At 45.9% G+C, this 13,734-nt stretch carries 12 protein-coding genes; 6 read left to right on the plus strand and 6 right to left on the minus strand.

What is annotated here, in order from left to right; translation table 11 throughout:
- Window positions 1-15 precede the first annotated feature (15 nt).
- Entirely contained in the window at window positions 16-2,661 is a 2,646-nt protein-coding gene (locus HUX74_RS03485; RefSeq protein WP_117601199.1) for a zinc-dependent metalloprotease, read from the minus strand.
- Window positions 2,662-3,016: 355 nt separating this feature from the next.
- Here HUX74_RS03485 and pheS point away from each other — a divergent pair, with 355 nt between their 5' ends.
- The 6 genes from pheS to HUX74_RS03515 all read left to right on the plus strand — a co-directional run bounded on the left by pheS (window position 3,017) and on the right by HUX74_RS03515 (window position 10,749).
- On the plus strand, window positions 3,017-4,051 hold the full coding sequence (gene pheS, locus HUX74_RS03490; protein ID WP_022401660.1) for a phenylalanine--tRNA ligase subunit alpha: 1,035 nt from the start codon (window positions 3,017-3,019) through the stop codon (window positions 4,049-4,051).
- Window positions 4,052-4,157: 106 nt separating this feature from the next.
- Entirely contained in the window at window positions 4,158-5,354 is a 1,197-nt protein-coding gene (locus tag HUX74_RS03495) for an MFS transporter (RefSeq protein WP_005826370.1), read from the plus strand.
- Window positions 5,351-6,025, plus strand: a complete 675-nt coding sequence (nth, locus tag HUX74_RS03500; RefSeq protein ID WP_174646218.1) for an endonuclease III — start codon at window positions 5,351-5,353, stop codon at window positions 6,023-6,025. Before HUX74_RS03495 ends, nth begins: the two co-directional genes overlap by 4 nt.
- An 88-nt stretch (window positions 6,026-6,113) precedes the next feature.
- Window positions 6,114-7,373, plus strand: a complete 1,260-nt coding sequence (gene pgk, locus HUX74_RS03505; protein ID WP_117601185.1) for a phosphoglycerate kinase — start codon at window positions 6,114-6,116, stop codon at window positions 7,371-7,373.
- 76 nt (window positions 7,374-7,449) lie between these two features.
- Window positions 7,450-8,475: a porin gene (locus HUX74_RS03510; RefSeq protein WP_022401664.1), complete on the plus strand. Its 1,026-nt coding sequence runs from the start codon at window positions 7,450-7,452 to the stop codon at window positions 8,473-8,475.
- Window positions 8,476-8,556: 81 nt separating this feature from the next.
- Window positions 8,557-10,749, plus strand: a complete 2,193-nt coding sequence (locus HUX74_RS03515; protein ID WP_138344754.1) for a tetratricopeptide repeat protein — start codon at window positions 8,557-8,559, stop codon at window positions 10,747-10,749.
- On the opposite strand, the gene HUX74_RS03520 is transcribed toward HUX74_RS03515, so the two are convergent.
- The 5 genes from HUX74_RS03520 to HUX74_RS03540 form a co-directional block, all read right to left on the minus strand.
- Entirely contained in the window at window positions 10,746-11,327 is a 582-nt protein-coding gene (locus HUX74_RS03520) for a Maf-like protein (RefSeq protein WP_005835770.1), read from the minus strand. The genes HUX74_RS03515 and HUX74_RS03520 overlap by 4 nt on opposite strands.
- A gap of 46 nt (window positions 11,328-11,373) precedes the next feature.
- Window positions 11,374-11,904: an HAD family hydrolase gene (locus HUX74_RS03525; RefSeq protein ID WP_005826358.1), complete on the minus strand. Its 531-nt coding sequence runs from the start codon at window positions 11,902-11,904 to the stop codon at window positions 11,374-11,376.
- Between the two features lie 79 nt (window positions 11,905-11,983).
- Window positions 11,984-12,781 carry a Rossmann-like and DUF2520 domain-containing protein gene (locus HUX74_RS03530; protein ID WP_174646219.1) on the minus strand — a complete coding sequence of 266 codons (798 nt, stop codon included), beginning with the start codon at window positions 12,779-12,781 and terminating at the stop codon, window positions 11,984-11,986.
- Between the two features lie 4 nt (window positions 12,782-12,785).
- Window positions 12,786-13,121, minus strand: coding sequence for a hypothetical protein (locus HUX74_RS03535; RefSeq protein WP_022401668.1), 336 nt, complete (start codon window positions 13,119-13,121; stop codon window positions 12,786-12,788).
- A gap of 2 nt (window positions 13,122-13,123) precedes the next feature.
- Window positions 13,124-13,660: a nitroreductase family protein gene (locus tag HUX74_RS03540; protein WP_005826354.1), complete on the minus strand. Its 537-nt coding sequence runs from the start codon at window positions 13,658-13,660 to the stop codon at window positions 13,124-13,126.
- Window positions 13,661-13,734: the final 74 nt, after the last annotated feature.

Below are 13,734 nucleotides of genomic sequence, written 5' to 3' on the forward strand. Positions count from 1 at the left end.
CTTAATCGCTAATCCCTAATTCTTCATTCCTAATGCTGTATTGATACGCAAAATCAAATCCTTATAATGATATCTAGTGGCTATATCCGATGTACCTAAACGGCTCTGAAGCAGTTCCTTGATGCGGAGCAACTCACCACGCTTCACTGAAATGACATCAGATACGCGGTTTATCTGCGAACCGTAGAAGTTCAGTTCGCGGTGGGCCCCCATACGGTCGGCATCCAAAGTCTTACCAACATGCTCGTCACAACTGCAAAGGGCAGTCTGGTGGTCCAGCAAGAAGTGGTTGTCCATCAGTTTTTTGTTTATTTTCACTCCTTCGCTTTCGGCAGCTGCCGTAATCAGCGCATCTACGAAATTCTTCTGCAAGGCGCGTGTCATGACGTCCGGCAAAGCACCGCGTTCCGTAGTGGCAAAGATGTTGCGATGCAGGCCATCCATCAGCTCTACCACCGTGAAAGCCTTTTTGCCGTTCACCGATTCGTTCTCCAACATACGCATCAGGCGGTTGTTGCCCAGCAAATCCCAAAGGATATAGGATTGGGCATTCTTCAACACCTGTGTCGGTGCATTCTCCACTACGCCCAGCGGAGTGTTGCGCAGCAAGTAGGTGTACTCTCCCACTTCCGTGTCGAACAGCCATTTGGGATAGGTCAGCACTTCGTCCAGCAGGAACTTCAAGGCTGCTTGCTGCTTTTCTTTTTCTACGAAGGTATAGGTTTTCTGTCCGTCGCCCACAACGGTGTTTTCTATATAGATACCACCGATGTTTGCCAATACATGATAGAGGTAATTGTTCCATTGGTTGATAACCGCATAGTATAGGCGGGAAGCTTCTTCATAAGTCTGTCCTTTCTCGCCAGTGGTAGTCCATTGGATGATTTGAGGAACAATACGCTTCAAGTTCTCAATACCCAGCAGAGATGAGCGGACAGCATCATCGCCCAAATCTTCATTCTGTGCACGCGGGTCTACGGCATCACGCACATCCTGCGCCTCACTATATTTATATAAACGGTCTGCATGACGGCTCAGGAAGTCGGCAAGCAAATCCTTCTCCGCCTCTGGGGTTTCTTTACCATACCAACGATAGCCGTATTCTATGGCAAACATATCATACGGACCGATATGGGGAGAAAGCGCCGTAACACCGTCACCCGGCTGTGCCACATAGTTGAAACGTGCATAGTCCATGATAGAGGAAGAAGTGGTATTCATACAATCCGTAAATGTTTTGGAACGCAGGGAATCTGTCGGAAAAGTCCAGGAAGCAATCATATTGTGACGCAAACCCAACGAGTGCCCCACCTCATGGCATGCCACAAAACGCATGGCATCACCCATCAGTTCATCCGGCAGCTTTACTCCTCTTGCTTCAGGACGTACGACACCGGTTTGCACTGTAATCCATTCCTGGAGCATACCCAGCACATTATGCCACCACATGATGTCCGCTTCCAATATCTCGCCAGAACGTGGGTCAAGGATAGAAGGTCCCATGGCATTGGCTTTGGTGGAGGCCGCATAGGTCAGCACAGAGTAGTTCACGTCATCCTTATCCACATTCATACTGTCCGTTAACTCCCTTGCGACGATGGCATTCTTGAATCCGGCACGTTCAAAAGCAGCCTGCCAATCCTCAATTCCCTGCTTGATATATTTCCGCCAACGACGGGGAGTGGAGTTCTCGATATAGAACACGATTGGTTTGACCGGTTCCACCAATTCACCACGAAGATAACGCTCCCGGTCTTCCGGTTTCGGTTCCAGACGCCAGCGGGTGATGAAGGGTTTCTTGTCTACACGCTGCTGACCGTCACTGTAATTCAATAACGGATTGGTAAAGTAACCTACACGCGGACTATCCAGACGTCCCATCATCGGTTTCTCCGGCAACAGCAACAGAGAGGAACTGACTTCGACCGTAACAAACACAGTCGTTGTTCCCTCAGTCACCTTAGTTGTCAACTCGGAAGTAGCTACCACATTGTTCTCAAAAGCTTTGATAGATAAAATGCGGGAGAGATTTTTGATGGCCGAAGTTCCCAGGTTGATATTTGTAAAGACATTATTGATGCTCGTCTCCGTACCATCATAAATATCGTTGACCTTGACCACTATCATGGTAGAGTCATTATTGAATGCTTCTATCTTGAAACCGGCTATCAGCGGAGAAATATAATTATCCAATACGGACTGCCGTATGGCATCCTCATCCGGCGCCAATGGAAGAGGACGGCTCTGACGTACCAACAGCTTGTTGGCAGCCTTGTCCAATTCAAAACGCACCATCTGATTTTCGTAATTCGTACCACGGTTCACACCCGCCTCATTCAGTTCGGAAGGAACACGCTGTAATTTATTTACTACCAGCATATCACGTCCCAGCAGCCTTGCCGGCACTTCAAAGTAATAATCGCTCTTCTTCTGGTAAACATTGAACATTCCCTTGCAGGCAATAGCACCTGAACCCGTCAATTTCTCGTAGTCGCTCTTGGATTGAACGCTGTCCTTGGCTTCACTCTTCTTTTTCTTACGGAACCATCCCATAGCTTCGGAAGAAGCAAAATCAGATGTACCGGCATGCAACAATACGGCAGGCTCACACATGAGTACTCCCGCAACTGCCACGACTGGCAGGATTGTCTTCAATTTCATCAATTCAAACTCTAACTTTAATGCAACAATTACTCCGTTAACTCTCTCTCTTTGACGTATGTTAATAAATACCAACCGCCAGTTTGTTCTACCTCCATAGAACGGTAAACGGGGCGCAAAGATACAAAAAGTATATTTTAAAAGTCACTAAACAACGCTCATTTATGTTTTTTCCATAAACAATATGAAGACTTTTATATATTATTATTTTTTCTCCAATCCTTTATCATTGCTTCTTCACATGAAATTTTGTACCACTGACACCAAATAATCTTCCCCAATTGGCGGCAAAACAATGATAATATTGTATCTTTGCACCGTTTTTAACTTAGAAAATAAATAAGATAACAACGATATGATAGCTAAAATCAATCAGCTTCTGCAGGAAGTAGAGGCACTGAAAGCCGCTAACCCCGAGGAATTAGAGGCACTCCGCATCAAATACCTCAGCAAAAAAGGAGCCATCAATGACTTGATGGCAGATTTCCGCAATGTAGCCGCCGAACAGAAAAAAGAAGTGGGTATGCGCTTGAACGAACTGAAAAACAAAGCACAAGAAAAGATTGCCGCCTTGAAGGAACAGTTCGAAAGCCAGGATACTGGTTGTGACGATATTGACTTGACTCGTTCAGCCTACCCGATAGAATTAGGAACCCGCCATCCGCTTTCCATCGTGAGAAACGAAATCATCGATATATTTGCCCGTATGGGATTCAATATCGCCGATGGACCGGAAATGGAAGACGACTGGCACGTATTCTCCTCCATGAATTTTGCCGAAGACCATCCGGCACGCGACATGCAGGATACATTCTTCATCGAAAATGATACAGAAAACGTATCGCACAGCATCATTCTTCGCACACACACATCCAGCGTGCAAAGCCGTGTTATGGAGACCACGCAGCCTCCTATCCGCGTACTTTGTCCGGGACGTGTATACCGTAATGAGGCCATCAGCTACCGTGCACACGCATTCTTCCATCAGGTAGAAGCCTTATACGTAGACCGCAATGTGTCTTTCACTGACTTGAAGCAGGCCTTACTGCTCTTTGCTCAAGAGATGTTCGGCAGTAACACCAAGATTCGTCTGCGTCCTTCCTACTTCCCCTTCACCGAGCCGAGTGCCGAAATGGACATCAGCTGTAATATCTGCGGCGGCAAGGGCTGTCCTTTCTGCAAGCATACGGGTTGGGTAGAAATTCTGGGATGCGGTATGGTAGATCCGAATGTATTGGAGCTGAACGGAATAGACAGCAAAGTGTATAGCGGATATGCCCTGGGTATGGGTATAGAACGCATCACCAACTTGAAATACCAGGTGAAAGACCTTCGTATGTTCTCTGAAAATGACACACGCTTTCTGAAAGAATTCGAGAGCGCTTACTAAATATAGTGAATAACGGCTAGTGATTAGTGATTAATAAGTTGCGCATTTTCAGCATATCATTAATCACTCATCACTAACCACTCATCGCTAACCACTATTTTTCGCTATGGCAAAAGACAAACTTGTAACTTCCGGCTATTGCCTTATCCTGGCTGCCAATTTCCTTTTGTATTTTGCCTTTTATCTGATACTACCGGTTCTTCCATTCTACCTGACTGAGGTATTCCATACCGGAAATGCAGCAGTGGGTGTCATCTTGTCATGCTACACCATTGCCTCGCTCTGCATACGCCCGTTCTCGGGATACCTGCTCGACACGCTAGCCCGCAAGCCTCTTTATCTGGTGGCATACTTCATCTTTATCACCATTTTCGCAGGTTACATGTTAGCGGGAGTCCTATCTTTATTCATCATGTTGCGGGTTGTCCACGGCCTTGCATTTGGAATGGTGACCGTAGCGGGAAATACAATTGTGATTGACATTACCCCTTCGTCCCGTCGCGGCGAAGCCGTAGGATATTATGGACTGATGAACAATACAGCCATGAGCTTCGGCCCGATGATTGGTCTTTTCATGCATGACATATATTCCTTTGAAACGATTTTTGCCTGCTCGCTCATATCAGGAACTATCGGTTTTGTTGCCGCATGCCTCGTCAAGACCCCACCCAAACAACCTGTCAAACGAGAACCTATCTCATTGGACCGCTTTGTGCTGCTGAAAGGTATCCCGGCAGGAATCGCACTGCTACTGCTCTCCATACCATATGGCATGACAAGCACTTATGTAGCCATGTATGCCAAAGAAATAGGAATTACCTTGAATTCCGGATTGTTTTTTACTTTTATGGCCGTCGGCATGGCAGTGTCCCGTATGTTCTCCGGCAAACAAGTGGATAAAGGACGTATCACCCAAGTCATAACTTTAGGACTATATCTGGTATGTAGCTGTTTCTTCATATTATCCGCTTGCGGACTACTGATGAAGACCGTCCCGGAACTGACAAACATATTGTTTTTTATGGTTGCCCTCCTATTGGGAGTAGGCTTCGGGACGATGTTCCCCGCCTTCAATACGCTGTTCGTAAACCTGGCCCCCAACAACCAGCGCGGAACAGCCACCTCTACCTACCTGACTTCATGGGATGTAGGCATTGGTATAGGTCTGACAGCAGGAGGTTATATCGCACAGATTACCTCATTCGATATGGCATATTTTTTCGGAGCCTGCCTCACGGTTATCTCCATCTTCTATTTCAATCTGAAAGTATCTCCTCACTATCATAAAAACAAATTAAGATGAGAAAGAAAGAGCGTTATGAAAAAATCCTTGCTTGGTTTAGGGAGAACGTTCCCGTAGCCGAAACAGAGTTGCATTATGACAATCCGTTCGAGCTGTTGATAGCAGTTATTCTCTCTGCACAATGTACGGACAAACGCGTCAATATGATTACCCCCGCCCTTTACCGGGACTTCCCTACTCCCGAAGCACTCGCCGCTGCTACTCCCGACGTGGTATACGAATATATCCGCAGCGTCTCCTATCCCAACAACAAAACCAAACATCTTGTAGGCATGGCACAGATGTTGGTGAAAGAATTCAACAGTGAGGTACCCGATACCCTTGAAGAACTGGTAAAACTGCCCGGCGTAGGCCGCAAAACAGCCAATGTCATCCAATCCGTTGTTTTCAATAAAGCGGCTATGGCGGTAGACACACACGTGTTCCGCGTCAGCCATCGCCTGGGCCTGGTATCAGATAAATGTACAACTCCGTTCAGTGTCGAAAAAGAATTGGTAAAACATATACCGGAAGCAGATATCCCCATAGCTCACCACTGGCTTATCCTGCACGGTCGCTATGTATGCCAGGCACGTACTCCACAATGTGATACCTGCGGTTTGCAATTAATGTGCAAATATTACTGCCAGAAATATAAAGTTAGCAAAGAGAACGGCAAAGACAAAGAATAAACAACGGTTTCATAGCAAAAAAAAGAAATAAATGCTAACTTTGCGCTCACTAAAAAGAATTTAATAACACTTTTAAATAAAATAGAGTATTATGACAATTGATCAATTTAACTTTGCCGGAAAAAAGGCATTCGTTCGTGTGGACTTCAACGTACCCTTGGACGAAAACTTCAACATTACAGATGATACCCGTATGCGTGCCGCTCTTCCTACACTGAAGAAGATTTTGGCCGATGGCGGCAGTGTAATTATCGGTTCTCACCTCGGTCGTCCGAAAGGCCCGGCTGACAAGTTCTCTTTGAAGCACATTCTGAAGCATCTCGAAGAGTTGTTGGGTGTTGAGGTGCAATTTGCTAACGACTGCATGGGCGAAGAAGCTGCCGTAAAGGCTGCCGCTCTGCAACCGGGTGAAGTGTTGTTGCTCGAGAACCTCCGTTTCTACGCTGAAGAGGAAGGCAAACCCCGCGGTTTGGCTGAAGATGCTACAGACGAAGAAAAGAAGGCTGCCAAAGCTGCTGTTAAGGAAAGCCAGAAAGAATTCACCAAGAAATTGGCTTCTTATGCAGATTGCTATGTAAACGACGCTTTCGGTACCGCTCACCGTGCACACGCTTCTACTGCATTGATCGCTAAATATTTCGACAAGGACAACAAGATGTTCGGTTACCTGATGGAAAAAGAAGTAAAGGCTGTTGATAAAGTTTTGAACGATATCCAACGTCCGTTTACCGCCATCATGGGTGGTTCCAAGGTTTCTTCTAAGATTGAGATCATTGAAAACCTGCTGAACAAGGTAGACAACCTGATTATTGCCGGCGGTATGACTTATACTTTCACTAAAGCTATGGGCGGCAAAATCGGTATTTCTATCTGCGAAGATGACAAACTGGATTTGGCTCTTGACCTGATGAAGAAAGCAAAAGAAAAAGGCGTAAACCTTGTTTTAGCTGTTGATGCCAAGATTGCAGATTCTTTCTCCAACGATGCCAACACCAAGTTCTGCCCGGTTGACGAAATTCCTGACGGTTGGGAAGGTCTTGATATCGGTCCTGAGACTGAAAAGATCTTTGCAGATGTCATCAAGAACTCCAAGACTATCCTTTGGAACGGTCCGACGGGTGTATTCGAATTCGAGAACTTCACTCACGGTTCACGTGCTGTAGGCGAAGCTATCGTAGAAGCTACCAAGAACGGTGCTTTCTCACTCGTAGGTGGCGGTGACTCTGTAGCTTGTGTCAACAAGTTCGGCTTGGCAAGCGGCGTGTCTTACGTATCTACCGGTGGTGGTGCATTGCTTGAGGCAATCGAAGGAAAGATTCTTCCGGGTATCGCTGCTATCAACGAATAAAAACAAGTAAAATAACATCCAAAGGCAGCTCTTTGAAAAAAGGGTTGCCTTTTTTATACTATCCTTATCCCTAATAATGAGACGAATTCTACTATCCTGCATCCTTTTATCAGCCACATGCATCCTGAAAGCACAAAATGCTTGTCTGAATGATGTAGTCAACACTTTAAAAGACCGCATTTCCCTCTCCGGCTATGCCCAAGTGGGATATACATACGATGATGCGGGCGAAGGTACCAGCAATACTTTTGATATAAAGAGAGTTATCTTTATGGCACGCGGTAAAATCACCGATAAATGGTCGGCTTACTTCATGTACAGCTTTGCCAATACCGGGAAAATCTTGGAAGCCTACACGGAATACCGTTTTCTCCCTCAACTCACAGCACGTATCGGACAGTTCAAAACCATGTATACCATTGAGAACCCAATGTCTCCCTGCTTTGTCGAATTAATAAACTGTTATTCTCAAGCTGTCAATTACCTGGCCGGTATCAATGGCAGTGATCCCTTGTATGGCTCTGCAAGCGGTCGTGATATGGGATTACTAATTTATGGAGACTTGTTTAACTCTTTGATGACTTATAACCTTGCCATCATGAACGGACAAGGCATCAACCTAAAAGACAAAAACAATCAAAAAGACATTGTAGGCAGCCTTATGGTACATCCATTGAAATGGTTGTCCGTCGGCGGTTCTTTTGTTAAAGGAAAAGGATGCGCCGTAGCCGTTTCTTCCATTAATCCGGATATAGCCATAGGAGAGAATTACGCCCGAAACCGCTGGTCGGCAGGTGCTACCATCAAAACAAAATCCGTAGATGTACGTACAGAATACTTGGCTGGAAAAGACGGACACGTTAAAAGTGATGGTTACTATGCAACCGTATCTGCCCATGTGCTTCCCAAATTTGACGTAATAGCCTCTTATGACTATTTCAACAAAAATAAAACTATTTCCGATAAACAGACCAATTATGTAGCAGGTGTACAGTATTGGTTCTATCCCAAATGCCGTCTGCAAGCCCAATACACATACTGTAACCGCCATAAAGGAGAGAATTCAAACCTGCTTCAAGCCCAGTTGCAAGTTCGTTTCTAAAAATGAAAAATGAGAAATTCCGAACTTTTTGGCATTCTTTTTGTAGTTTTGTAGAATACATACCTCAAAAGATACTGATTTATGAACGAACAAGCCATACAAGAGCAATATCAGCATATTGTCGCTCTACTCAAGCAGCAACGGCTGAAGGAAGCGCAATCCCAACTGGAAGCCTTTCTTTGGAACAGCGGTGACTGGCCACTCCGTAACCGTTTGGAACAAGCACAAACATCCTATCAGTATATGCTGCAATACATGCGCCAAGGAATCGACGATCCTGAACGTCAGAAACTATATCGTCAAATTCTGACCGAAACTTGGGAAGTCGCTGACCAGGCACGTCTGTCTCTCCTTGACGGAGTTTCCACGCACTATTACCATTCCCTGCGCAATAACCGGGAACGCCTCCCCAAAGAATACAATATTGCCGCACTACAGAAGGTATTGGAATCTTTCCCTGATGACTTGGCCGTTTGTCAGCTGATGCCGGACAACCAAGGTCTGGACGCCCTACTTCAACGGCACGAACAAACCGCCCAGGTCCTTTTTCTTTCCACATGGAGCAACAGCGACTGGTCTACAGAAGACGAACAGCAAGCTAAAGGATTACTGGAATCAGAAATGCTTCCCGTCAATGATTTGTGCCTGTTCACCAGTGCCGTCATGCTCAGTCTGATGGAGTGCTTTGATACCCGTAAATTCTCATGGTTGCTGGACGCCGTAACGCATGCAAATACGCAAGTAAACCAACGGGCTTTGGTAGGTATCGCTTTCGCACTTCTTTTTCATCCCACCCGTCTGTCGCTTTATCCCGAATTGACAGCCCGCCTTTCCCTGCTCAATGAAGACAGCAGTTTCGGCAAGCAACTGAACCGTATTTATATCGAGCTGCTCCGTAGCCAGGAAACGGAAAAGATAGACAAGAAGATGCGTGAAGAAATCATTCCGGAAATGATGAGGAATGTGAACATCATGCGCAACATGAAATTCGGTTTTGAAGAGAACCCTGAGGAAAACGATCTTAATCCAGATTGGGAGAAAGCTTTTGAAAGTTCCGGACTGGGAGACAAGATACGAGAGATGAACGAATTACAGCTGGAAGGCGCTGACGTCTATATGAGTACGTTTGCACAACTCAAGACTTATCCGTTCTTTAAGGAACCGTACAACTGGTTCTATCCGTTCGACATGCATCACTCCAGCATCATCAAGGAATTCGGATTCAAGCCTACCGGAGACAATGCCATCCTCTCCCTTATCCTCCAATCCGGTTTCTTCTGCAATAGTGACAAATATTCCCTTTGCTTTACAATGGCACATATACCACAGTCACAGCGTACGATGATGCTCAGCCAGATGACTTCTCAGGATCTGGATGCACTCATGGACGAAAGCAAATCCTCCGCTTTGCGGCAGTATGCCGAACGACCGGATGTCATCAGCAACCAGTATGTCCACGACTTATACCGTTTCTTCAAATTAAGCCAGCGCAGACACGAGTTCCGTGACATCTTCAAGGAAGAGATTGCCCTGCACCGTATCCCGGCACTCAAAGAGATTCTGTGCAAACCCGAGCTGCTGATTACCATCGCCGACTTCCACTTCCGCAAAGAACACCCGGCAGAAGCATTGGAGCTTTATAAGGAATTGATAGCCTTGAACCATGCAAATGCAGACATTTTCCAAAAGGCTGGCTATTGCCTGCAAAAGGAAAAGAGGTATAAGGAAGCGATAGACGCCTACCTGAAAGCCGATGTACTAAAGCCCGACCATGTCTGGACAATCCGCCATCTCGCTACGTGCTACCGGCAGATAAGGGACTTTGCCTCTGCACTGGAATACTATAAGAAAGTGGAGGCAATCCAGCCGGAAAGCCATAATGTCCTTTTCTACGCCGGAAGCTGCCTTGCCGAACTGGAAAGATATGAAGAGGCTCTGCAATATTTCTTCAAGCTTGATTTCATCGAAAGCAATTGTATCAAAGCATGGCGTGCTATAGGCTGGTGTTCGTTTGTCAACGGCAAGTATGAGCAAGCAATGAAGTATTACGAAAAGATACTCACCTCCAAACCACTCGCGGCAGACTATCTCAATGCCGGACATGTTGCTTGGAGAACGGGCAAAATAGAAAAAGCTGCAGAACTTTACAGTAAAGCAGCTTTGGAATATGGCGGGCAGGAGATTTTTAGAGAAATGTTCGGTAAAGACAAAGAAACACTTGTCAGACAAGGAATCAGTGAAAAAGATATCCCTCTAATGATGGATCTGGTTTAGATCTCCAACAACTCCCTGTACAGTCTCTGTACGGGGAGCCCCATTATATTATAGTAACTCCCGGATATGTTTTCCACCCCAATGAATCCAATCCACTCTTGTACACCATAAGCTCCGGCTTTATCCATGGGTTGGTATTTGTCCACATAATAGGCAATTTCCTCTTCGCTCAGTTTAGCAAAACGCACTTCTGTTGCCGCTGCAAAACTGCGTTGCCACTCAGTAGTAGTGATGCACACACCGGTAAACACTTCATGGGTACGTCCGGACATGTCGCGCAACATCTGCATGGCTTCTTCCCTATTCTTGGGCTTTCCGAGAACTTGTCCATCCAGCCAGACAATGGTATCTGCCGTAATCATCAATTCGTCCGGATGCATCATATCACGGTAGGCATCTGCCTTTTCCCTGGATATGTAGAGAGGAATATCCGCTCCCCGCAATGTCTCGGGATAAGATTCATCCACATCGGGCAAAGTTCTTACTTCATATTCCACTCCCAAACCAGCCAGCAATTCTTTCCTTCGCGGAGAATTGGAGGCGAGAATCACCTTATATTTCTTCAGATTATCTAACATCATATCATTTACGATTTGACGATTTACAATTTAACGATTGAAACAACTACCAACCGAAAGCTTTTTCATCTGCCATCCAAAGCCCTTGCACTTTCAATACCTGTTCCACAATGTCGCGACCACAGCCATAACCGCCTTCTGCATACGAAATATAGCGAGCCACAGCCTTTACCTCAGGCACAGCATCCTTAGGACAACACGGCAAACCACACTCACGCATCACCTCCAAGTCGGGAATATCATCACCTACATACAATATTTCCTCGTCCTTCAAGCCATGACGGTCACGGAAGTCATGGTAATCATGGATTTTAACAGAAGAACCCATATAGATATTTCCATCCTCAAAACCTAAAGAAGTAAAACGCTTGCGGACCGCTTCTGTACGTCCACCCGTAATTATACCCAGCAACACCCCTTGCTTAGCAGCTAAATGCAGGGAATAACCATCCTTTATGTTGACCGTACGCAGAGGTTCACCCTCTGAACTCATAGGGATAACATTGGCACTCAGCACACCGTCCACATCAAAAACAAGGGCTTTTATCTTTTTCAAATCATAGTTTATGGTACTCATTGCACTTTTTTCTTGTTCATTATAATATACCTATATACAGCAAAACATTCGTTCAAAAGAGGCAAGCATCGGCGTCCGGTTATCTTATTGCCAACCGATGTATATTCTCGCTAATCTCCCGATATAGTTCCAGCATTTGCGGCTCATCGGCAAGCATCCGCAGATGCTCGTCAATGACATTCTCATCATAGCGCACAGCCGGTCCTGTCTGTGCGGCAAGCGGTTCCAGCTCATGCACCTTACGGGCCGTCTCGTCTATCAAGGGGAGCATTGCCTCGAACGGCAACCCGTACTTTTTCAGCAGTTCAGCAGCCAACACATACATGTGATTGGTAAAATTGCACGTAAACACAGCCGCCAGATGCAAACTTTTGCGCTGCTCAGAACTTGCTTCATACACTTTTTCCGATAGGGCTGAGGCAATATCCTTCAGAAGCCGCACATCCTCTTCCGAGTTGCCTTCCACAAAAAACGGTATCTGTCCAAAATCCACTTCACGCTGCTTACTGAAAGTCTGCATCGGATAAAGCACTCCATGACGCGCAACATGCCCCTGCCAAATATTCATAGGAATACTGCCGGCTGTATGCACCCATAAAGCATTCTCCTTTCCAGAAACAATCTGGGGTAATAATTCCACAAAAGCCGCGTCCTTCAGCGAAACGATATAAAGCTGCGCCTCCTTCGTAACCGCCTGCAGATCCGTGGTATATACCGCCTCCACCATCTGTGCCAAGTCCTGCGCCGATTCTTTTGTACGGCTGTAGACCTGCACAATACGGAACCCTTTCCGATAAAGAGCCTTTGCCAGATTAGTAGCCAGATTTCCGGCACCGATAAAGGCAATAGACGTATCTTCTATACTTCTTCCCGCCATACACTTATCTTGTTGCCAACCAATACAGAATAGCCCCTAATACCAGCAATGCCAGTGGCAACAGATAAGCCGACATCGTACCGAGCAAAGCCGTTATCAATCCGAAGTTCAATATCAGCCATAAGCCTATCAATACCAATCCCACCGACTTGTCATGCTTGAACAGCAAAAAAATCACTGCGGTATACAGCAGAAAATTATCCTTATTCATCACCCACGGCAAGCCGATTGCAGAGAAATGCACCAATTTGTCTACCAAATAAAGAATACCGAATACAATCAGTGTGATGGCAGTGGCCTTATACGTATCACGGTTATTGTTTGCTTTTGCTGCACTCACTGTTACTTTCCTCCGTATTTATTGATATGTATCTTTTCCCACTGCAGATTGTCTTCATTGAAAGGCTTACGCTCCATCCCCTTATGACCGATAGCAATAACACTGAGCACCTGCAGCTGCAAAGGAATATCCAGCACCTCGTGCACATACTCGCCTGAAGGCATACCGGAAGCCGTAAAACGTTCGCGCACCTGCACCCAGCAGCTTCCCAGTCCCATATCTTCGGCCTGAAGTTGCAGGTAAATGGAGGCAATGGAGGCATCCTCTATCCACACATCGCTTGCCAACGGGTCGGCAACAACCACTACTGCCAATGCCGCATCGGCAATAAACTGCGATGCCTGCTCCTTGCAATAGGACAATTCCTTCAATTTATCCTTCTCGTCTACCACTATAAACTGCCATGCATTGCTACGCTTCGACGTGGGTGCCATCAAAGCAGCTTTCATCAAAGTAACGACTTGTTCTTGTGTCAATTCTTCTTCTGTAAACTTCCGCATGCTGCGGCGGGCTTTTATCAATTCACTGAAACTTTCCATAACATATTCGTGTTTAGCGAAGGCAAATTTAGATAAAATATCCGGGAATGGCGAATAAAAGCCCTTACAATCTT

It is taken from the genome of Bacteroides sp. Marseille-P8574 (genome assembly GCF_902825465.1).
Classification (GTDB): Bacteria; Bacteroidota; Bacteroidia; order Bacteroidales; family Bacteroidaceae; genus Bacteroides; species Bacteroides uniformis.